This is a genomic window from Aliiroseovarius sp. YM-037 (genome assembly GCF_048060095.1).
In the GTDB taxonomy this organism is placed as follows: Bacteria; Pseudomonadota; Alphaproteobacteria; order Rhodobacterales; family Rhodobacteraceae; genus JBLUOA01.
Genome location: NZ_JBLUOA010000005.1, coordinates 80,243 through 99,978, shown reverse-complemented (window position 1 = coordinate 99,978; position 19,736 = coordinate 80,243). Strand labels below are relative to the sequence as shown.

21 protein-coding genes are annotated in these 19,736 nt (G+C 57.2%); 8 read left to right on the top strand and 13 right to left on the bottom strand.

The genetic code is table 11. From position 1 onward, the window contains the following. Nucleotides 1-145 precede the first annotated feature (145 nt). From ACEWPJ_RS16025 to ACEWPJ_RS16015, 3 genes are read left to right on the top strand one after another with little or no spacing between them, the layout of a single operon-like run. Nucleotides 146-1,000: a hypothetical protein gene (locus ACEWPJ_RS16025; RefSeq protein WP_416514129.1), complete on the top strand. Its 855-nt coding sequence runs from the start codon at nt 146-148 to the stop codon at nt 998-1,000. Further along, nucleotides 997-1,470 (top strand): plasmid mobilization protein, encoded by a 474-nt coding sequence (locus ACEWPJ_RS16020; RefSeq protein ID WP_416514128.1) that lies wholly within the window; start codon nt 997-999, stop codon nt 1,468-1,470. Before ACEWPJ_RS16025 ends, ACEWPJ_RS16020 begins: the two co-directional genes overlap by 4 nt. After that, nucleotides 1,464-3,017 carry a relaxase/mobilization nuclease domain-containing protein gene (locus ACEWPJ_RS16015; RefSeq protein WP_416514127.1) on the top strand — a complete coding sequence of 518 codons (1,554 nt, stop codon included), beginning with the start codon at nt 1,464-1,466 and terminating at the stop codon, nt 3,015-3,017. Before ACEWPJ_RS16020 ends, ACEWPJ_RS16015 begins: the two co-directional genes overlap by 7 nt. 190 nt (nt 3,018-3,207) lie before the next feature. Here the strand turns inward: ACEWPJ_RS16015 and ACEWPJ_RS16010 are convergent, their stop codons facing one another. From ACEWPJ_RS16010 to ACEWPJ_RS15980, 7 genes are all read right to left on the bottom strand, one after another. Continuing rightward, nucleotides 3,208-4,620, bottom strand: coding sequence for a hypothetical protein (locus tag ACEWPJ_RS16010; RefSeq protein ID WP_416514126.1), 1,413 nt, complete (start codon nt 4,618-4,620; stop codon nt 3,208-3,210). 224 nt (nt 4,621-4,844) lie between these two features. Continuing rightward, nucleotides 4,845-5,135, bottom strand: coding sequence for a HigA family addiction module antitoxin (locus ACEWPJ_RS16005; RefSeq protein ID WP_416514125.1), 291 nt, complete (start codon nt 5,133-5,135; stop codon nt 4,845-4,847). Nucleotides 5,136-5,147: 12 nt separating this feature from the next. Next, nucleotides 5,148-5,429 (bottom strand): type II toxin-antitoxin system RelE/ParE family toxin, encoded by a 282-nt coding sequence (locus tag ACEWPJ_RS16000; RefSeq protein ID WP_269362713.1) that lies wholly within the window; start codon nt 5,427-5,429, stop codon nt 5,148-5,150. Nucleotides 5,430-5,513: 84 nt separating this feature from the next. After that, the gene (locus ACEWPJ_RS15995) at nt 5,514-7,919 is read right to left on the bottom strand and encodes an SIR2 family protein (RefSeq protein WP_416514124.1); all 2,406 of its coding nucleotides are present in this window, start codon (nt 7,917-7,919) and stop codon (nt 5,514-5,516) included. 119 nt (nt 7,920-8,038) lie between these two features. Then, nucleotides 8,039-8,926 carry an HNH endonuclease gene (locus tag ACEWPJ_RS15990; protein WP_416514123.1) on the bottom strand — a complete coding sequence of 296 codons (888 nt, stop codon included), beginning with the start codon at nt 8,924-8,926 and terminating at the stop codon, nt 8,039-8,041. A gap of 92 nt (nt 8,927-9,018) precedes the next feature. Next, complete coding sequence (locus ACEWPJ_RS15985; protein ID WP_416514122.1) at nt 9,019-9,315, bottom strand: hypothetical protein; 297 nt, start codon at nt 9,313-9,315, stop codon at nt 9,019-9,021. Between the two features lie 4 nt (nt 9,316-9,319). Next, the gene (locus ACEWPJ_RS15980) at nt 9,320-9,856 is read right to left on the bottom strand and encodes a helix-turn-helix domain-containing protein (protein WP_416514121.1); all 537 of its coding nucleotides are present in this window, start codon (nt 9,854-9,856) and stop codon (nt 9,320-9,322) included. A gap of 253 nt (nt 9,857-10,109) precedes the next feature. Between ACEWPJ_RS15980 and ACEWPJ_RS15975 the strand changes: the two genes are divergently transcribed. After that, nucleotides 10,110-11,195 (top strand): tyrosine-type recombinase/integrase, encoded by a 1,086-nt coding sequence (locus ACEWPJ_RS15975; RefSeq protein ID WP_416514120.1) that lies wholly within the window; start codon nt 10,110-10,112, stop codon nt 11,193-11,195. Nucleotides 11,196-11,268: 73 nt separating this feature from the next. Here the strand turns inward: ACEWPJ_RS15975 and ACEWPJ_RS15970 are convergent, their stop codons facing one another. The 3 genes from ACEWPJ_RS15970 to ACEWPJ_RS15960 form a co-directional block, all read right to left on the bottom strand. Further along, nucleotides 11,269-12,543: a 3-deoxy-D-manno-octulosonic acid transferase gene (locus tag ACEWPJ_RS15970; RefSeq protein ID WP_416514119.1), complete on the bottom strand. Its 1,275-nt coding sequence runs from the start codon at nt 12,541-12,543 to the stop codon at nt 11,269-11,271. A gap of 145 nt (nt 12,544-12,688) precedes the next feature. Further along, entirely contained in the window at nt 12,689-13,399 is a 711-nt protein-coding gene (locus ACEWPJ_RS15965; protein ID WP_416514118.1) for a winged helix-turn-helix domain-containing protein, read from the bottom strand. A 57-nt stretch (nt 13,400-13,456) separates the two neighbouring features. Beyond that, entirely contained in the window at nt 13,457-13,735 is a 279-nt protein-coding gene (locus ACEWPJ_RS15960) for a hypothetical protein (protein WP_416514184.1), read from the bottom strand. 285 nt (nt 13,736-14,020) lie between these two features. Between ACEWPJ_RS15960 and ACEWPJ_RS15955 the strand changes: the two genes are divergently transcribed. From ACEWPJ_RS15955 to ACEWPJ_RS15945, 3 genes are all read left to right on the top strand, one after another. Continuing rightward, nucleotides 14,021-14,443: a hypothetical protein gene (locus ACEWPJ_RS15955; protein ID WP_416514117.1), complete on the top strand. Its 423-nt coding sequence runs from the start codon at nt 14,021-14,023 to the stop codon at nt 14,441-14,443. Between the two features lie 126 nt (nt 14,444-14,569). Next, the gene (locus ACEWPJ_RS15950) at nt 14,570-15,208 is read left to right on the top strand and encodes a ribonuclease HII (RefSeq protein WP_416514116.1); all 639 of its coding nucleotides are present in this window, start codon (nt 14,570-14,572) and stop codon (nt 15,206-15,208) included. Nucleotides 15,209-15,299: 91 nt separating this feature from the next. Next, nucleotides 15,300-16,415, top strand: coding sequence for a site-specific DNA-methyltransferase (locus tag ACEWPJ_RS15945; RefSeq protein WP_416514115.1), 1,116 nt, complete (start codon nt 15,300-15,302; stop codon nt 16,413-16,415). Between the two features lie 95 nt (nt 16,416-16,510). On the opposite strand, the gene ACEWPJ_RS15940 is transcribed toward ACEWPJ_RS15945, so the two are convergent. The 3 genes from ACEWPJ_RS15940 to mutY form a co-directional block, all read right to left on the bottom strand. After that, the gene (locus tag ACEWPJ_RS15940; RefSeq protein ID WP_416514114.1) at nt 16,511-16,762 is read right to left on the bottom strand and encodes a hypothetical protein; all 252 of its coding nucleotides are present in this window, start codon (nt 16,760-16,762) and stop codon (nt 16,511-16,513) included. 109 nt (nt 16,763-16,871) lie between these two features. Then, nucleotides 16,872-18,017, bottom strand: a complete 1,146-nt coding sequence (locus tag ACEWPJ_RS15935) for an alkane 1-monooxygenase (protein ID WP_416514113.1) — start codon at nt 18,015-18,017, stop codon at nt 16,872-16,874. Nucleotides 18,018-18,067: 50 nt separating this feature from the next. Further along, nucleotides 18,068-19,126 (bottom strand): A/G-specific adenine glycosylase, encoded by a 1,059-nt coding sequence (gene mutY, locus ACEWPJ_RS15930; RefSeq protein WP_416514112.1) that lies wholly within the window; start codon nt 19,124-19,126, stop codon nt 18,068-18,070. A 67-nt stretch (nt 19,127-19,193) separates the two neighbouring features. Between mutY and ACEWPJ_RS15925 the strand changes: the two genes are divergently transcribed. Further along, a complete protein-coding gene (locus tag ACEWPJ_RS15925; protein WP_416514111.1) occupies nt 19,194-19,733 on the top strand; it encodes a DUF721 domain-containing protein in 540 nt (179 codons plus the stop codon). The last annotated feature ends 3 nt before the right edge of the window (nt 19,734-19,736 follow it).

The following is a 19,736-nucleotide window of genomic DNA, read 5'->3' as shown; positions in this document are numbered from 1 at the left end:
AAAAATATGACTTATTTGCAATGGGTTCTGCGGAAGCGTGCAGAAACGCCCGTATGGTTTTCCACCGAATTCCCCGAAAACGGGCGAAATCTCGTACAAAACCTGTACAAAATTCGCACGTCTGTGTGGCATTTGAGGCCATCCGATGAGTTGGCGGGTTGCGAATGCGTGCGCCGAACGGAAGTTCGGGAGTGCGACGCGCAAGCAGATCATCATGTTTCTTGCTGACAAAGCGTCTGATGATGGGTCCGGCATCTGGTGTTCGAAGGGGACGATCCAGCGGCATACGGAACTGGGGGAGACCACGGTCAAGCGCACGATCCGTGACTTCCTGAAGGAAGGCATCCTGGTCGAAACAGGTGCGCGTGGGTGCAAGAACGGGTTCACCGTCGTTTACCGGATTGATCTGGCTCGGATTGAGGCGCTGGAACTGACCGCCGAGCCCGATATTGAGACGGGGGCCACAGTGGACCCCGTCCAGACTGGACCCGGAACGGGGGCCACAGTGGCCGGGGTACCGGGGCCACCACGGCCCCCAAACCATCCTAAAACCATCCTTAAACCTCCTACGCGCGAGCGCGTGGCGGCGGAGGATGAAGAAGCCGAGAAGGTCTTGGCCGCCTATCCTCCCGACCGCCTGCGCGGGAAGGCTGAGTGTCTCGGGCAGATCAGAGACATCCTGGACGCTGGTACGGTGGCCGAAGACCTGTTGCAGGCAGTGAAGGCCTACGCCAGCGAGAGCGCAGGCTTCACCCGATCCAAGGTCTGTTTCTCGGACAACTGGTTCAAGTCGGGACGGTGGCGTGCCTACGTGGAGGACATCACCAAGAACCGCGAAGAGGCGAAGGCCAAGGAAGCCGAGATGCTGGCAGGGTTGGCGAACTGGGTCACGGACAAGCATCCGCTTTGCCGTCACATCACACCCGGCCAGATGGACGCGCTCTTGGCCGCTGAGCTGGTGACGCAGGCGCAAATTCAGGCGGCGGACCTCAGATCATGAGCACCAATGATCGGACCGAAGCGCAAACAGCAAGGCGACCCATGTCATACGGCTGCGCCGACGACACAGGACCTTGCGAGGGGCGGCAAGCCTCCCCTTCGAACCCCACCGGCGCGGGCAAAGCCCCCGCCAAAGAGCCGCTGAGCGAGACCTTTGTCTTCCGCTGCACCGCGTCCGAGAAGGCCCAGCTGCGCGCTAAGGCCGAGGCCGCTGGCCTGCCTGCCTCGACGCTTCTGCGCGAGGCGCTTGGCCTCACTGAGGCCCGCCGTCGCAAGCCCGTCCCGCGCGTCGATCCGGCGCTAGTGCTGGCCGTTGGGCGCATCGGCGGCAACCTCAACCAGATCGCCCGCTGGCTGAACCACGCCATGAAAGTCGGGCGCGCAGACCTCGATACGCTGACCGTCGCGCGCCGCCTTGTGGTGGTAGAACGCCAGCTCGCCGCGCTCCTCGATAAGGCGCGGCAGTGCTGATCAAGTTCTTTCCCAACGGCAAAGGCGCGGGCGCGGGGCCGGTCGGCTACCTCGTGGCCGAGCGCGTGCTGGCTTATGACGGCAACCGCGATCTGATCCGCGACGATCACGGCCTGCCCAAGACCGTCACGCGCGATCCTTTGCCCGAGGTCCTGCGTGGCAACCCCGAGCGCACGGAGGCCCTGATCGACGCCAGCCGCCACCAATGGACCTACCGTGCGGGCGTAATCAGCTTCGCCGACAGCGACGCCCCGACCGAGGACCAGCAGGCCGAGGTCATGGACGGGTTCGAGCGGCTGGCCTTCGCGGGGCTGGACCCTGAGCAATATGAGGTGCTCTGGGTCCGCCATCGCCACGAAGGCCGGGTCGAGCTTCATTTCTGCACGCCGCGCCTGGAGCTGACGACGGGCAAGAGCCTCAACATTGCACCGCCGGGCTACCAGGACGCCTATGACAGCCTGCGGGACGTGATTAACCAGCGCCACGGCTGGGCCGATCCGATGGATGTGGAGCGCGCGCAAGAGGTCCGCGACATCATAGAGGCCCCAGCCCGCGCCCAAGGCCGGGACGAGCTGCACGCTTGGATACAGGATCAGATCGACGTCGGGCTCATCACGGACCGCACAACCATGATCGACGCACTCACCGACGCGGGCTTCGACCTGCCGCGCACCGGCAAGGCCTACATCACCGCCCGCGACCCCGACACGGGCGAGCGCTGGCGGTTGAAAGGAGAGATTTTCCATGAAGACTGGCAAGTCGACCCGGTTGAGCGAGAAACTGAACGCGGAACTCGACACGATCAGGGCAGATCACGTCGCCTCGATCTCGTCCCAGCTCAAAAGCTTCAGGAACGATTTGAAGAACATTGTGGGCGCCGCGCAGCATACCATCGCGAGCGATACGCGCCGCTTTCAGGCCGAGACAGCGAGCCTGTTCGAGACGCGGCTGAGATCGATCCGCCTTTGGCTGACGATCTCGCCCTGGCTGATCGCGGGGATGGTGCTGACGGGGATCGCCTCGATGATGGTCGCGAGCTTTTTCTGGACGGTGCATCTGACACGCTCGGAACTGACGGAGCTGGGCCTGAAGCGGATCGAACGGCCCGAGGGGACGTGGCTGATCCTGGACCCGTCGAAGACGCGGCTGCGCACCTGCACGATGGGCGGACAGACCGTCACCTGCATTCGGATCGAGGAGGACTAGATGACCCAACTGACAGCCTTGGAACGCGACTTGCTCGCCTGCGTCGAGCGGTTGGTGATGGCCTCAGAAGCCTCCGCGAAGGATTTGACCGCCTTGGAGACACGCTCGACCGGCAGGATCGAGAAGGAACTGGCTGGCTTGAAAGACTGCGTGACCTTGCTCATTCGTTCACAAGCCGCATCCATGAAGGCCTTGAACGGATTGCTGAACGACGAAGCGAGCTACAAGACGCTGGACGAGAGCTTGCAGCAGAGCTTGACCTTAGCGAAGGCCGCCGCCGAGAGATTGAGGGACAGCTAGACAGCCAGGAGGCCCATGCGGAGCGGGGGTTGAGGCACTAGGGGTTAAGCATGGTCCCGGCAGTGCGAAGCAAAACCACAGTTGCTCCGAAGTCGTCTTTCTGCAAACTGGGATGTTTTCTGGGCGTCGACGAAACTGCAAAAACCAACCAAAACTTTAATACACTAAAGGGCGCGGGAAGGATGTTAGAAATGTAGCCAAAACGGCGTTCTTTCGTCCCTTTCGAGGAATTTAGTTTGCATTCAAGCGCGTAAGAAGAGTGTTAGCTCGCGCAGAGACTTTATGCTTCTCAACACCACGTGAGATATGAAAGGGCAGCATCGCTGCTAGCGGAAATAGTGCACCAAGCCCCGCCCAAAGTATCACGTTTGCCTCAGCTGCAGTCATGAAAGTTGATGCGCCAGCTCCGATTGCGGCCAGCCCAGAGTCACGGCTTGGCACGAAGACACCAGATAGAAAGTTGGAAGAAGCTCTGAGTTCATCGACCTTCGACTCAAATTCCTCAAATTTGTCTGATAGAACTCCTACCTGCTCATCAAACTCCCTTGAACTCAGAAGCGAAAGTTCTCCCACATCTCTAACACAGCTTCTCAAGATCGAGATGATCTCGTCAGACGAAGACACATTCAAAATTTCATTGGGCGTTATACCTTCCAAGCAAAGACCGTATCGAAGCTTGAAGATGTGGCTAGCAATCGATAGGGAAGCATCCGTGACTTCTCCCAATTCGTCATTAATTCCGCCTAGCTGCGAGACAAGCCAATCTGCTCTTTCCATAGATTCAACACTTATTGATCCATTTCCAAGGTAGTGGCTTTGCCAGAAGACTTGTCTGAGCAATTCATCACTATTTTCTGCACCCCAATCCTGAGACTGGAACCGCAAGAACATCGGCTCTGAAAGCTCGTTGATTGGGCTAGATAGAATTCTCTCAAATTCTCCATATTTTGGCTTGTCGGCTTCTTCTCCAGATTTGTAAGGGATCAGCCAGTCGGGATATCGATCTGGCGCTGCGAACAATCTTCCGGCCTGGAAGAATAGCTTATAGTCGCGGCAAAACTTCAACCAACGCTCCAACGCTAGTATGTCATGGTCCTCAAGTTCGTGTGAAAAAGGCTTTTCATAGTCTAGAGGCACTGATCGCGTGGATTGGAAATCGTGTGCATTCCCGACGATTCCGGCGGAATTGATCCATGATCCGGTGGCCCAGCGGAAGACCCTCGGGCAGGGGTCTATAACTAGGACGTGGTCGAATGTAAGAAGAGCCGCATTCACTCGTGCTTTAAAGGAATCCATCGGATGCCAATCGACCAGTTGGCTGTTTGAATTTCTAGGGGGCAACGGAACGCTCTTTGCCGCGCAAAATGGCTCAGCATTAATTCTTAGTGTACGTTCTCGCCCGCCTTGTCCGAGCTCTTTAACAGTCCACGAATTGGTCCGAAACTGTGAGTTGCTCGCGTAAAAGTACATCAAGCTTGCAGCGAAGTTGTTCATTCCGACTTCGAAGTCGGATTGCCCAACCAAATCGAAAACGCCTTCATCAAGAGCTCGCGGAATACTGTTTGCAATGACGTCGATATAGTTCAGGTCGCCGCGGACCCGAGAGTCTGTGTTCCAATCATTCAGTTGTTTCCCTAGATCCATCGCGAAACTAATCCTCAAACTTCGTCCCACTCCAGTAAAATCTTACGATCACATGGTTGGACTATGATACAGCTATGTTAACCGCTTGAAGAGGTTGCTTGAAGAGTGAACGCTTGTTGCACGTAGACTAGTGTCGGTCTTCGGTTCGACGCGATGTTATGTGCGCCGCAGTAGCCGCTAGTGGCGTCAGCGTCATAATCCATCACGATCGCTACTGACCCTCGTTAGGCGGCAACCAGCGGTACAATTTCAGACACATCGATCTCCTTAGCCGCCAGCGCCATGTCATAGTTTGTCTGCAAGTTCACCCAGTAGGCCGGGCTCGTGTTGAACACACGGGCAAGGCGTAGCGCAGTGTCAGGCGTGATCCCGGTCGTGCCCTTGATCAACCGCTCGATCCGTGTACGAGGCACGCCCAGACGCCGCGCAAACGCGATGGCCCCCATCTCCAGGGGATCGAGGTAAAGCTCTTTCAGGACTTCACCGGGGTGCATCGGGTCTTCAAGCGTGCTCATCAGCGTATCCTCTCAATGGTAATCCACAATCTCGACATCGGCGGGGCCGTTCGGCGTCCAGACAAAGCAGATGCGCCATTGCCCGTTGATCCGCACGGAGTGCTGCCCGGCCCGATCCCCTTTCAGTTCTTCCAGGTGGTTGCCGGGCGGGAACCGCAAATCCTCGACAACAACCGCAGCATCCAGCGCCGAAAGCATAGCCCGCGTGCGCTTTACCAAATCACCCGGGAAGCCTTTGCCATACTTGCCTTTAACGGCGCTGGCAGCGAGTTTACCCTTGGTGCTTTGGATCATTTATGATGTGTACCATTGCATGGTACATGTGTCAACGTTTGATACGGATCATGCGAACCATACCGTGTCAGGCACTTCCCATTATTAACTGTACGTCGCCAGTAGAGCCACGGCTTCTTCAACGGCAGCTTTTGATCTGTCAGTTTCAAACTCAGTCTTGATACCGATGTCTAGTGCTTCAAGTGTCCCTACAATGCCTAAGCACTGGATGGAAAGCCGCTGACGTTCACCATCAGTGAGGTCTGCACCATTTTTGGCGCAGAAGACTTTGATATCTTCTAGAACTCGAATTGCATGTATTCTGTGATCAGGTGCCGAAAGCATGTCATGTACCTTGTCGATAAGATCGAACAAAATTTCGGTGTCGCCTGGAAAATCATCTTCGCCCGCAGGTGCTTGAAGGATTAGCTTCAGATAATTCGTATCCAATTGATAAGTTCGGAAACCTTCGGTCGCTTCTGCTCGTAGATATGCGGTTTCTAGGTGGTTTCGCGCCATGCCGTAATTGCCTAAGTCCTGCATAAATATGCTATATTGCAACCAAAACAGCGGTTCATCATTGATGATGATGTTGTCTCTCAGTGTTTCATAAAGATCAGTTATGGATTTCTGTGTCTCTGGGGCGGCACTACCAAGCAAAGACGATACTCTTCCGTACTGCAGAAGGGCACCAAGGGCCTTACGGGCTTCCCGGCTTCGCTGGGAACTGAGGTTTGCACCATTTTTCTTGCGTTTGGCCGCCTCTATCGCCAACCGGCAAATTACGCTTATTATGCCGCGCGCACCCACATGTTCCTTCAAGAAAAACTCGCCAAAGACCGCGGAATGCAATGCGAGCGCATCTGGTGACAAAGCGCCAAACTCAAGAGCTGCGACCTCATTTTTCAAAAGAATATCATAGGGATCACCACCCGTAATCGCACGGATGAAATCAGTCCCAACATGAATTGAGAATGCTCTCATCACACACGCAGTCGCAATGATTTTCATCGCTTCCTTGTCGTCTAGTAAGGGTTTGATCGCATTGTTCAAACGCTCCTTGATGTATGGGCTGTTTAACAAATCTACGAGATGATCGCGCAACTCAGTCCGGCCTGTCCCCGATAGATCAATCCCGTCTGACGGTATGCCTGAACGCGAGAGAAGTTCTCCGAAATCTTGTCGATCCTGCCTTTCAAGTGGATTCAGATCCAGCCTACCAATTGGACTTGGCAAGAAACTGTGCACCTCGCTTCGACGAACTTGATCAGTGCCGGTGTTAATTTCGACAATGAAGGTAGCGTTCTCCCGCAACTGGGCAACTTCGTCGGACACCGCCACCACATCGTCATAGGTTCTGAAAAAAACAACAAGATCATTTATTTGAGAAAGAAATTCAATCTCTGACGGGGGGATGTCACTGTGACTTGTGTAGCGTACGCAACTCTTGCCAGCGGCCGACAGTTCGAGGCTGAGCATATCGGCAAAGATACTCTTGCCGTTGGCGGTTCGAGAATGAAGCAACAGCGTCTTAGAAACTGAAAGAGCCTCAACAGCCTCTTTCATCTTCGACCCTCGTGGCAGAGCGAACTCGGCCTTTGGATAGGTTGAGGACAAAGATTGAAAATTGTAGTTGCCCCTTGTCAGGAAGGTCTCAATCTCAACAGGAGTTGGCCGAGCAACAGCTTTGTTGTCTTTGTAAGGGTCGATCAGCCGGAAGGCATTGAGTTGATGAAAATCGCTGATTGGGTCACGAGTCTTGGCGTTGGCGCAAGCGTCGGCAAATCCACTCGTTGAGATTGTGTCAACTGAGCCGTACCCTTCTAGCCTATCGAGCAAGTAATCACTAACAGGGTCGCGCAAAATAAATCTAGTTTTCTGGGAAATTCGCGGGTCTTTAGTCAGGTACTTGGCGACAGCAAAGTCATTTAGATTGTAACCTACAAAGAAAATCCATTCAGCGCCTTGAACATCTCTTTCAAACTGATCCCACCATGGGCTTTCCAAGGCCGCTTGCTCTGCATATGAGCGATGATCAAGTACAAGCTGTGAAAGAACATTTTTCTTGTCACAAGCATGAATGTACCCATGCAAATGCACCACGGTGTTTGAAGGAAACTTGCGAGGTCTGTCATCATCAATCGAAAATGATAGGCGGCGGCTTCCCGTTCCGCTGTCCTTTTCAAAGAACTCGACAGCATCATCGTAATTTGTGGTGTAAATCCTTCTCCACCGCTTGCCCAAAATTGTCTTTTGGTCCTCATTCAACCCCGTGATGACAAAAAGATCATGCAATAGTCCATACAAATTCACGCCTCTGCTAGCGGCGTAAGAGGCTGCATCTTTCAGATCAATATCCGCATGCTCTTCTTCAATTTCAGACAAAATTGCCTTCTGAAGACCGTTCCCGACTGGCGGACTCCCAGACCGCTTATTTGTTGCTGCTGCTGAAAATCCGGAGCCTAGGAAAAGCAAGCATCGTTCAGTATCAAAGATTTCTGGGAATTGCATTGTTTCTCTGCGTAATCTGTTTCACATCTCGTTAGACCGGAAGCCTGAGACATTCGCAAGGCAAGTAGTTTCATCCGTGATGTCGTCTGGCAGTCGTGCGAGCAACATCTCACGAGCCATCAGGTCTTGAAACAGTGATATCTGTGCCATGCCACAAATTCTGCTCGCGGCCTGTTCGCCTGCCGGTCTGGAGCCAGTAACCTTCCTGTTGAATTGATCATGGTCGTCACGGCTCCAACGTCGTTGCTCTGTCTAGAAACAAGTATCCTCAGATCGTCATCTAACCCCACTAACCCGCGATCAAACATCCAGTGCGCCGTTCCAGACAATGCAATGCCATTGCTGACAATGTCAGGGCCATCACACTCAACAGGCCGAATGTGCGCGGCTTCAACTTCAGCACGCCCACCACCGTTGATCAATCGCAGACCAGTTATCGCGCAACGCTCACCATATGCTCGCAGCACGTTCTTCCGAAAGTTGCGATCCCGCAATGCCCGGCTAGTAAGTTGATCGACCCGCTCGCGTGCAGGCAGGTGTTGGAAGGGAACTTGCGCATCTTGAAAACCAGTGGCGGCTGCAAGGTCTCCTACACGGGGCAGAATGTCGTCCTCAGCGTCTAGCCCGCGCTCGATGATCCGGGCGAAGTCTTCACTGGATAGTGTTCTCACCGCTGCTTGTGCGCGGCCAGAAATGCGACCTTCGTCGTTCAGCAGGCCTCTCTCAACGATGCTCTCCGTATCGCGGAACGGCACCGGATCGCCGAAATCGAGATAAGTCCCAGGCTCGATCACGGCCAAGTACATGTCAGATTTTCGAGGGTCAGAGATGATTTCTTGCACCTTTGCGACTGCAAAGTACCCCTTCGTGTCTTTCACCTTGCTTGGCTCCAGATAGACGATCCAATCGCCTTCGCATTGCTTAGCCCGGGACAAGTATTGGCGAGGGAATTGATAGCGTTCGGAGGGAACGTCATCGTAGATCGAGTCACTGCGGTGAATGAACAACTCCGAAGGCCATTCAGGTTAGGCCCTTTCGCTGCGCCTGAACATCGTGCGCCAGACGCGGTGCGGCCCGAGAGCCCATAATTGCAGTGGGGTCATTCACGAAGGAGCTTTCCCAGGCGTCGGTCGGTGAAGTGCAGGGTCAATGCTGATCCTGTCAGAACAGGCACAAGTAGACCGGCAGCGGCTGCCAGGAGAATGAAGGCTCCAGAAACCAGCGAGAATTCGCCGGTTTGACCGAATAGGTTCAGCCGCAGAAAACCGGCCAAGTACAGTGCGCTGGCTCCGAGAAGAGCGAGGTGAACGACCTCCAGAGGTTCGATCATATTGCGTCGCGCGCGTTCCAGTGCTGCGCGGCGAAGTTTCTTCCATTGGTCGCTTGGTTTTTGCATTTGCTTACTCCCTTACGAGTTCGATCCAAGTGTGAACGTCATCATCCGTTACTTCCCGCCCCTCGACATGCGACTGGTACCAACGCGCGACGATAGCCCCGCGCTTTTCACTTTTGATTTTGATGTTTTCCGCGTTCAGGTGCTGATCGAGCGAGGTCTCGATCTCCTTTAAAGCGTTGAAATCGTGTCCCGCGCGTATCGCCTTGGTGCCCAATAAGAGCCAGGGCACGTCGACATCGAATTGCTCTCCAAAGGCCACCAACGCTTCAACTGGAATACCGCGCTGTCCCTTCTCGTAGCTGTGATAAGCCCGTGGCGAGACACCAAGCGCTTCAGCCATCGCAGCTTGAGACAACCCTGCTTCGTTGCGCGCAATGGTTAGGCGCGCACCCATCGAAGCGAACAGTTCAGCGTCTTTCCGCGCCATTCCCAATTTCCATTTGACGAGATCGTATTTTTTCGCGAACATTGCAAAAAATGACGAACTATTCCAGTTATTCCCATCTGACCACGTCAAATGGTGCTTAACAAGCGATTCCATGCGGCGTGCAGTTTCAACTCAAGCGGACAAGGACGACTGAAATGGCAGAGACCGACAAATCAGACAGCTCGCAAATCCTGGGGCTTGGTAAGACGCCTGCCCAATGGGTCGAGGTTATGTCCGGCATGGGGATCGACATCTCTGAGCGCACTCTACGCGAGCGTGCCAACGATACGGGCGCATTCTATCGCCTTGGTCGGACCATGCTGATCACGCCCGCGCAGATCGATAAGATTTTTGAAGGAGGCCAGGCATGCCGCTCCAAATCTACAAGAGGGGCCGCTTCTACTGGGCTAAGGGCTGGGTCGAGTACAACGGCAGGCCAATCGCAGGCCCATACCGGCGAAGCACTAAGGCATCTACAGAAGCAGGCGCACGGGACTGGATAAACCGAGAGACAGAGCTCCAGATACGTCGCCATGTGGTAGGCGATGAGCCGAGCAAGACGTTCTCAGATGCAATCATGCTATACAACGTCTCCCCCAAGACCGCGAAGCAGTTGATCCCGATTGTCGAAGAGATTGGCAACATGCCTCTAGGCGCGATCTCCGGTGCGCTTCTGAAAGGTCTGGGGCCGAAATTGAAACCGAAGGCATCGACGGATACATGGTGGCGCGAGATCGTGACGCCAGCAAGCGCGGTGATCAACAACGCGCACGAGCTGGAAGGCACGCCACTGATCCGAGTGAAGCCCTATGATAAGTTTGAGCGGATCGCTCAGGACAAGCGCCGAGGGAAAACCAGCCGCGTTGAACGCAAGCCCGCCGACAAGGAATGGATCGAGGCTTTCTGCCAAGCCGCTGATCCATACAACGCGGCTTTGGTTCGCTTCATGTTCGAGACGGCAGCGCGGATCGATCAGGCTGTCTCGATTGAGCCTGACGATCTGCGACCTGCCGAGAACAAGGTCAGAGTAAAGGCGCAGAAGGGCCATCCGGAAAGTTGGATCACGGTTTCGCCTCAGATGATGGACGAGCTGCTGGCCCTACCGCCCAAGCGTCCGAAGAACCGCAAGACCGGCAAGTTCATGAAGCCGCGTGTTTTCGGCTATGGAAGCTCGACTGGCTACAACACGCGATGGAAGACCATTTGCAAGCGTGCGGGCATCCAGTACCTGTCAGCACACCCAGCGGGGCGACACGGGTTCTTCACTGAATTGGTAGTCCGCCAAGGGGTCGATCCAGTCACGGCAGCCAAGGCTGGGCGCTGGTCAGACCCAAATTTGCCGATGCGTATCTACGCCCATGCGGAGACGGATGAGGCTGATGTCAGGGCCCGTTTTCGTACAAACCATGTACAGAAAGAGCCTGTACAAACACCCAAACAACAGAAATCATAGAAGGAATAGCGCTATGAACGGTTCCCTCCTAAGGGGCAGGTTGCAGGTTCGAATCCTGCCGGGGTCGCCATTCTCAGTCGATATAGGTGTCCATGACCGCCTGCACGGTATCGCGCAACGCTTGGCGGCCGTCTTGCATCACTTTGCGCGCGCCGCCGATATAGGGGATGCGCCATGCCGGGTCTTGTGCGCGAAGCACGGTTTTGGCGATCCGCTCGGGGCTGTTGACCTCGACCGTTCCGGCGGCGGCGGAGAGGGCGGTGTAGTCGTCGGAGTAGTAATCGACCGACGGGCCGTGAAGGATCAGTGCATCGACGCTGGCCGCATCAAAAGGGTTGCGTCCGCGCAGCCGGTCGCCCGGCACGTTGAGCGATTGGCCGATAAAGCTGACGGGGCACAGGCGGTGCCACAACCCCATCTCTCCGTAGGCGTCGATCACATAGACCGCGGTGGTGCGGGTGATCGGGTCGCCGGCGCTGCGAAGGGCGACATCTTCAAATAGTTTTCTGGCGTGGGCCGTGGTTGCCTTGGCTTGGGTCGGGCTGTCGGGCGCGATGAACAGGATCAGGCCGGGTTCGCCTTCGCGGGCGATGTCGTGGGCTTTGAACAGCACGGCTTCTTCGCGGGGGTCGGTTCCGGCGGCAAGCCAGCGGGGGCGGGTTCCGATCGCTGCGGACAGTTGCGCGCGTTCATCCGCGATGTCCGGAAGGGGATCAGCCGCACCTTTCAGCGATCCTGCGACAGCGGAGCGTTCGGGGTCAGCGCCGAGTTTCAGGAACTCTGCCAGCGATGCTTCGTCCTGCAACAGGATGCGATGGAAATGCGACAGCATCTCGGCGAATATCTTGCCGTAGCGGCGCCGGGCGCGGGCCTCTTTCGGGGTGATGCGTGTGTTGATCAACGCCTGCGGAATGTCGCGCTGCGCCGCCGTGTGGATCAGGCGCGGCCACAGGTCCAGTTCGGCGTGAATGCCTGCGGAGGGTCGCCAGTGATCCAGAAACCGACGGATCGGCCCAGGCGCATCGACCGGGGCATATTGGTGTGTGACGCGGGGTGGTAGCCCGGTCGACTGAATCGCTTTCAGTGATCCGTAGGTCGTGGTTGTCAGCAGGAAATGCACATCCGGCAATTCCTTTCCCAAGCGGGTCAGAAGCGGCATCAGGGCGAGGCTTTGTCGTTCGCCACCTGCGTGAAACCAGATCACATCCCCGGTCGGTCGGCCTTCGGACGCATAGCCGAACCGTTCGCGCGCGCGTTCGGCATCCTCGCGGCCATTCCGCACGCGCCGCGCGACACCCATCCGCCGGATGGGTTCCGACAGCGCGGAAACGAAAAGATATGGCCACATAGGTCTGGTCCGATCATCAGAGTCCGCCCTGAATAGGGATAGAGCATGGCCTTGTCCACGTTGGCGATGGGGACTGTCTGTTTCGCCTTGCGAAATAGTGCCGGCGGTGGGCGAACCGCCGCTTGGTCCTTTGACCTAAGGTCAATCAGACCATCTTGATGACGCCCTTGTCGATGGCGAGCATATAGCCACGCCGCGCGATGTTCTTGACCAGCAGCTCGCTGACCATCTGATTGCCAAGCGAATCCCGCAACCGTTTGATCCGGGTGGCACCTGCGGCCTCTTCGCAATCGACGGCAGATTTGCCGGTGATGACGGCTTCGATTTCCGCACCTGACAGCACGTCGTCATCCATCCGCGCCTCGGCCAGAACGGCGATGGCTTCCATCGCGGCTTCGGTCAGTTTGAATTCCATGTTGTTGAGATAGACAGTGTTCTGTTCCCGGCTGATGAGGAGGGAAGAAACCTGAATCCCCGTCCTCTCAATCTCGGACATGCGACGGTTGAGCGTTAGGATCGTAACCAGAAATACCAGCGCCGCGACCAGCATTGCGGTCGCGAAGATCAGCAGAACGAAGATCACGGTGCGGTAGCTGTTCAGCGTGTCGGAAAAAGCGGTGCCGGATTGCGCGAGGATCTCCAGCAGCTTGATTTCCGCGCCCGAGGTCAGATCGTCGTTCTGCACAAAGATCTGTTCGACCCGGCTGTTGAAGGCGTTGGCGTCGGGCAGGTTCAGAAACAGGAACGCCGCGGCGATCAGCAGGATTGCGACAATCGCCGTTAACCCTGCCACGACGACGCAGTTGCCCTGCAACTTGCCCGGTCGTGTCTGAATTTCGGTATCGGTCAAATCCATCCCCCTCCGGGTTTCATTTGTGGCCCGATGCGGGTGCGGGTCAAGGTCTGTCGGGGATCAGTAGCGCAGGTAATATTCGCCGGCGCTGGCCTCACGCGATGGAAGGCCCGACGCATCAAAGATCGACACGACATTCAGCAGTCGCCAGCCGTCACCACCGATCCGCGCGGCAATCGCCGCCGCCGCGGCGTCGCGGTCGCAGGCGTTGTCGGGCAGTTCCACGACGCCGTAATGGAGCCTCAGCGGGTTGTCCTGCTTGGCCTTGTAGTCGGCATAGCAATTGGCCCATGCGGGTGACGCGGCAAGCAGCGCGAGAGAGAAGATAAGTGTTTTCATCATGCCGCTCAGAATGATCCTTTCGGGTTGGTTATTCAATAACAACGAAAGCGGGGCGAATTCGGCGAGTCGGTGATGCGCAAAGATGACGAATTCGGGCCAAACTTCGCAAGAAAAACTTCGTGACCGTGATTCATTCAACGCATTGTTTTAAATCAGTAAATACTCTTGATATTCGATAACACTCCACCGTTATTGTTTAGCGCACGCGACTGGCCCCATCCTTTTCTCATCACCAAACGACACCCCTGCCGACCAAGGGGGTTTAGGAGGAAAGGAAATCCCATGACCAAGAGTTTTATCGCAGTCATTCTCGCCGCCGCGCTGACCTTGACCAGTTTCACCGCCGCCCCTGCCCGTGCCGATTCAGACGATATCGGCAAGGTCCTTCTGGGTCTTGCCGTTATCGCCGGGATCGCAGCGGTTGCCGATCAACGCCGGGACCGCCGCCGCGCCCGCGCTGCGCAGCAACAACAGCCGCGTTACGACTACAGCAAGGTTCTGCCGCAACGCTGCCTGCGCACGTTCGACACTTACAATGGTCAGCGTCAGGGTTTTGGCCGTCGCTGCCTTGAACGCCGCGCCGGACACATTGACTTGCCGCGCCGCTGCGAACGCCGGGTCATCACCGAACGCGGCCACCGCACGATCTATCCGCTGCGCTGTATGCGCCGCCAAGGTTTTGTTGTTGCAGGACGTCATAACTAAGAAGCCAACGATCGAGCAGGGTGCAGCTAGATACGTCCTCACAAAGCTGCACCGGGAAGGCGGGCGGGTCACTGACCCCCCGCCTTTTTACTTGCCCGCCGGGATGAAACCGGGTTCAACGCCCGAATGGCGATTAATCCACCCGACTATTCCTTTGAAACGGCTGCCCACGCGCGGGGCATGTTGCGCATCGCCGGGGTGGACGAGGCCGGGCGCGGGCCGCTGGCAGGGCCGGTGACCGCCGCAGCCGTCGTTCTTGACCCTGCCAACATCCCCGACGGGCTGAACGATTCAAAGAAGATGACTGCGAAGCGGCGGGAGGCACTGTATGCGACCTTGCTTGAAGTCGCGGAAGTTTCCGTCGCCCATGCTTCGGTCGAGGAGATCGACCAGATCAACATCCTGCGCGCGTCCCATATCGCGATGGAGAGGGCGGTGCTTGGGCTGCGAACCCCGCCGGATTTCGCGCTGATCGACGGCCATATGATCCCCCGAAGCCTGTCCGTTCCCGCCGAAGCGATTGTGAAGGGGGACGCGCGAAGCGTGTCGATTTCCGCCGCCTCAATCGCCGCCAAAATTTGCCGCGATCAGATCATGTGGGATTTGGCGCAACAGTTTCCCGGTTATGGCTGGGACAAGAACGCCGGATACCCGAGTCCGGGTCACAAGGAAGCGCTCCGAAATCTTGGTGTGACCCCACACCATAGACGTTCCTTTAAGCCGGTACACAATATCTTGTATCAAGATAAAACAGTAAGTGACTGATTCAAAAAAGAAATTGACGGCGAATCAGCAATGACTCATCCTTGGTCTCAACGAACGAAGCGCGAAAACGTGCTCGGGACGAGAGGCAGAGATGAAAACGAAAACGACATCGAAAGCGGCTGCAAAGCTGCCCCTGAATCAGATTATCGCCGGTGATTGCATCGACGTGATGAACAGCTTGCCAGAGGCATCTGTTGACCTGATCTTTGCGGACCCCCCCTATAACCTGCAACTGAAGGGCGAACTTCACCGCCCCGACAATTCGCGTGTCGATGCGGTTGACGATGCGTGGGATCAGTTTGACTCCTTCGCTGTCTATGACCGGTTCACGAAGGATTGGCTCGCCGCCGCACGCCGCCTGCTAAAGCCGAACGGTGCGATCTGGGTGATCGGCAGCTACCACAATATTTTCCGCGTCGGCGCGGCGATGCAGAACGAAGGGTTCTGGATTCTGAACGACGTGGTCTGGCGCAAGTCGAACCCGATGCCGAATTTCCGTGGAATGCGGTTTACCAACGCGCATGAGACGATGATCTGGGCCTCGAAAGAAGAGGGCGCGAAATACACCTTCAATTATGAGGCGCTGAAGTCGCTCAACGAAGGGGTGCAGATGCGGTCGGACTGGGTTTTGCCGATCTGCAATGGCGGTGAGCGTCTGAAAGACGACAATGGCGACAAGGCGCATCCGACGCAGAAGCCGGAAAGCCTGTTGCACCGTGTTCTGGTCGGCTCGACCAATCCGGGGGATGTTGTGCTTGATCCGTTTTTTGGCACCGGGACAACGGGCGCAGTTGCGAAAAAGCTGGGCCGGGAATTTATCGGCATCGAACGCGAAGAAGCCTATCGCAAGGTCGCGGAGAAACGGCTGTCGAAAGTGCGCAAGTTCGACAAGGAATCGCTAGAGGTCAGCGCATCGAAGCGGGCAGAACCCCGCGTGCCGTTTGGTCAGGTCGTAGAACGCGGCATGTTGCGGCCGGGTGAGGAACTTTATTCCATGAACAACCGGCACAAGGCGAAGGTCCGTGCAGACGGCACTTTGATCGGTGACGATGTGAAGGGTTCGATCCACCAAGTCGGTGCAGCGCTGGAAGGCGCGCCGAGTTGCAACGGCTGGACCTACTGGTGCTTCAAGCGCGACGGCAAGCGCGTGCCCATCGACCTGCTGCGCCAGCAGATCCGCGCCGAAATGGCCGAACGCCCCAACTGATATTCAAAGAATACCGCCGGTGTCTGTGGCCTGACTCCACGACACTTACTTGCCCCGCCGCTCGTCGGCGGGGCTTTTTTCGTCCGCCTGCCGTCTCAAAAACAGGTGTAGTAATGTTCGGCCCCGCCATCGCTTAGTGGGCGGGTGTCGATATAGACGGCTTCTTTGCTATTGGCGTCGCAGAACCGTGCGGCTTTGCGCTGCGTGCTGTCGAGTGCGATTTGCGGTATCGCCCCTGGCCCCGTTTCCAGACGAATGCCCGCGGCGTTTCGTTCCGACACGGTCGGCGGCGCTTGCATACACCCGGCCAAAGCAAGCAGGGCGGCAGTAAACGCGATGCGTTTCATTGACTGTCCTCTCGTTCCGGTCGCCCCCGGTCCGAGAGTAATTTCTATTATGTTAATACGGCGATAATCAGGCGTAGAGCGTTCGCAGATATGGCATCTGAAACGCGATCTAGCGGGGCAGCGGGGTCGTGCCTGTCTTATAGGCCGACCAGTCGGTGATCTCCGGGTAATACATCGCCCGCCATTTGCGCACCCTCGGGTTCATGATCCGCCGCCAAATCGGGGGCACCATCGCCGCCGCTGTCATCACCGGATAGCCATAGGGCAACTGCGGCGCGTCGCTGGTCGCGTAGGTTTGCAGCAGCGGAAAGCGCCGGTCGGGTTTGTAGTGGTGATCCGAATGGCGTTGCAGATTGATCAGCAGCCAGTTGGTGGCTTTATGCGCCGCATTCCAGCTATGGCGCGGCCGCACGTGTTCATACTTGCCATCGCCAAGGTGTTTTCGCGTCAGCCCGTAATGTTCGACGTAGTTGGTGAGTTCAAGAAACCAGATCGCAACTGCAGCCTGAAACACGAACAACCCAAACCCGGCCCAACCGCCCAGAAGTGCCGCCAGCAGCAGCATCCCCATCTGAAGCGCCGCATAGCGCCAAAACGGGTTTGAACGATAAAATGGCCCCAGCCCCTTGCGGGCGAGCATCGCTTTCTCTGCCCGCCATGCCGACAGGAAAGATTGCCGCAGGACGCGTGGGAAAAACCGATGGAAACCTTCATTATACCGCGCCGTCACCGGGTCGAGTGGTGTGCCGACATAGCGGTGATGCACCAGCAGATGTTCGGATCGGAAATGGCTGTAGAGAACCATCGCGAGCAGCAGGTCACCTAACCAACGCTCTGTCCGGTTGCGCTGGTGCATCAGTTCGTGGCTGTAATTGATACCAATCGCCCCGGTCATCATGCCGACGCCATAGAACAGCACGATCTTTTCCCACGTTGCCAGATGGTCGCTATCGCTCACCCACCAGATCAGGCCAAAGACGGTGCAAAACTGGATCGGGAACCAGATCAGCGTGACCAGCCGATACCAGTAGAGGTCATCTTCGGCTGTCTGCGGGTTGACGTTCGTGGTGTTCAAACCTGTCAGGGCATCCAGAACGCTGAACACGCCCCAGCCGTAAAGCGGCATCAACAACAACGCCCAGCCGCCATAGGTTGCTGCGAGTATGGCGAACGGCACCATCGCGAGCGAGACCCAGAAAGGTGCTGCGCCTTGCCAGCGTGGGGGGAGAGGTCGTGCGCCCGATGATTCGGACATGGGTGAACTCCTGCGAAACAGGGACGATCATAGCGCGCGCGCCGCGCAACTCAATTCAACACGGCATCACTTTGCGCAAGGTCAAAGGCTTTGCGCATCACGGTCGGAAGGTCGGTGCGGCGAAAATCGCTCGCGTGTTTGAACAATCCTCGGGCGGGTGCGGCGTGGATCGGAACATCCGCGACCATGATGGTCAGGCGAAGGTGGAAATGGGTGAAGGTGTGGCGCACCTCGGCCCCGAGGGTTTGCCAATCGGCCTCCATCGGCGGGGCGCCTTCTGGCGCATCACCCCAATCGCTGCCGGGCCAGCCGAGCATTCCGCCAAGAAGCCCCGTGTCGGGCCGACGTTCCAGTAGCCATGCGCCATCGGCACGGCGGGCAACATAAGCGATGCCAAAACGCGTCGGCTTCGCCTTTTTCGGGGATTTCGCCGGAAGCTCCGCCGCGATGCCTTCGGTGCGGGCGATGCAAGGCTCCCTCCACGGACAAATACCGCAGGCGGGCGACTTTGGCGTGCAGATCGTTGCGCCAAGGTCCATGACGGCCTGCGCGTAATCTCCGGGCCGGTCGGTCGGGGTCAGGCGGCGGGCGTGGTCGGTGAGTTCAGGTTTTGCGGCGGGAAGGGGCGTGCGGATCGCAAACAGACGCGCCATGACGCGTTCGACATTGCCATCAACGACAGTGGCCGGTTCATCAAAGGCGATGGCCGCAATCGCGCCCGCGGTGTAGGGGCCGATGCCTGGCAAGGTCAGCAGCCCGTCATAGGTGGCGGGGAACACCCCGCCATGTTCGTCGGCCACGACGCGCGCGCATTTCAGCAGGTTGCGGGCGCGGGCGTAGTATCCAAGCCCCGCCCACTCGCCCATCACGTCCTCATCCGCCGCAGTGGCAAGCGCCGTCACCGTGGGCCAGCGCGCGATGAACCGTTCAAAATAGGCGCGAACGGCGGCAACGGTTGTCTGCTGCAACATCACCTCGGACAGCCAGATGAGGTAGGGGTCGGGCACCACGCCGCGCTTGCGATCCGCCGGGCTGACGCGCCACGGCATGTCGCGGGCGTGGCGGTCATACCATTCCAAAATCTCGCGGCTCAGCTCAGTTTCACGCAAGTTTTATTCAGTCCATTTGGTTTTCGGTGGCACGCATCTTACTTGGGGGTAGAATAGCGCCGATTGGATGGATGACTATATGGCACAGCCGAAGGGCAAAAAAGGGCAAAGCAAACGGTATGGCAAGGGATTTGCCCGAACCTCTGCCCTGTTGCAGCCGCAGATCCGCAAGGCGGGCGAATCGCGCGGGTTCGCGGTGACGCGCCTTTTGACCCACTGGGCCGAGATTGTAGGCGCCGACATCGCCGCAATCGCCCGACCCGTAAAGGTCGGCTATGGCCGCGATGGCTTGGGCGCGACGCTGACGGTGCTGTCAACCGGCGCGAACGCCCCAATGCTTGACATGCAGCGGGATCGCATCCGCGAAAAGGTCAACGCCTGTTACGGCTATTCCGCGATATCAAAGATTCGAATAACCCAGACCGCCCCGACGGGCTTTGCCGAAGGGCAGGCAGAATTCACGCCGCGCCCGAAACAACCACCGAAAGCGCCCGACCCGAGTGTTCGGAAAGCGGCGCAGGCGGCAGCAGAACCTGTGCGGGATGAGGGCTTGCGCGAAGCGCTTGAAGCCCTTGGTCAAAACGTTCTATCCCGAACCAAACGGTAGAGA

Excerpts from the sequence above, each read along its gene's own strand:
- ACEWPJ_RS15955 (WP_416514117.1), top strand. The coding sequence starts at position 14,021 with ATGACCAAGAGTTTTATCGCAGTCATTCTCGCCGCCGCGCTGACCTTG.
- ACEWPJ_RS16010 (WP_416514126.1), bottom strand. The coding sequence starts at position 4,620 with ATGGATCTAGGGAAACAACTGAATGATTGGAACACAGACTCTCGGGTC.
- ACEWPJ_RS15995 (WP_416514124.1), bottom strand. The coding sequence starts at position 7,919 with ATGCAATTCCCAGAAATCTTTGATACTGAACGATGCTTGCTTTTCCTA.
- ACEWPJ_RS16025 (WP_416514129.1), top strand. The coding sequence starts at position 146 with ATGAGTTGGCGGGTTGCGAATGCGTGCGCCGAACGGAAGTTCGGGAGT.
- ACEWPJ_RS15985 (WP_416514122.1), bottom strand. The coding sequence starts at position 9,315 with ATGCAAAAACCAAGCGACCAATGGAAGAAACTTCGCCGCGCAGCACTG.
- ACEWPJ_RS16005 (WP_416514125.1), bottom strand. The coding sequence starts at position 5,135 with ATGAGCACGCTTGAAGACCCGATGCACCCCGGTGAAGTCCTGAAAGAG.
- ACEWPJ_RS15970 (WP_416514119.1), bottom strand. The coding sequence starts at position 12,543 with ATGTGGCCATATCTTTTCGTTTCCGCGCTGTCGGAACCCATCCGGCGG.
- ACEWPJ_RS16000 (WP_269362713.1), bottom strand. The coding sequence starts at position 5,429 with ATGATCCAAAGCACCAAGGGTAAACTCGCTGCCAGCGCCGTTAAAGGC.
- ACEWPJ_RS16020 (WP_416514128.1), top strand. The coding sequence starts at position 997 with ATGAGCACCAATGATCGGACCGAAGCGCAAACAGCAAGGCGACCCATG.
- ACEWPJ_RS15945 (WP_416514115.1), top strand. The coding sequence starts at position 15,300 with ATGAAAACGAAAACGACATCGAAAGCGGCTGCAAAGCTGCCCCTGAAT.
- ACEWPJ_RS15940 (WP_416514114.1), bottom strand. The coding sequence starts at position 16,762 with ATGAAACGCATCGCGTTTACTGCCGCCCTGCTTGCTTTGGCCGGGTGT.
- ACEWPJ_RS15980 (WP_416514121.1), bottom strand. The coding sequence starts at position 9,856 with ATGGAATCGCTTGTTAAGCACCATTTGACGTGGTCAGATGGGAATAAC.
- ACEWPJ_RS15960 (WP_416514184.1), bottom strand. The coding sequence starts at position 13,735 with ATGAAAACACTTATCTTCTCTCTCGCGCTGCTTGCCGCGTCACCCGCA.
- ACEWPJ_RS15965 (WP_416514118.1), bottom strand. The coding sequence starts at position 13,399 with ATGGATTTGACCGATACCGAAATTCAGACACGACCGGGCAAGTTGCAG.
- ACEWPJ_RS15975 (WP_416514120.1), top strand. The coding sequence starts at position 10,110 with ATGCCGCTCCAAATCTACAAGAGGGGCCGCTTCTACTGGGCTAAGGGC.
- ACEWPJ_RS15935 (WP_416514113.1), bottom strand. The coding sequence starts at position 18,017 with ATGTCCGAATCATCGGGCGCACGACCTCTCCCCCCACGCTGGCAAGGC.
- ACEWPJ_RS15950 (WP_416514116.1), top strand. The coding sequence starts at position 14,570 with ATGGCGATTAATCCACCCGACTATTCCTTTGAAACGGCTGCCCACGCG.
- ACEWPJ_RS15925 (WP_416514111.1), top strand. The coding sequence starts at position 19,194 with ATGGATGACTATATGGCACAGCCGAAGGGCAAAAAAGGGCAAAGCAAA.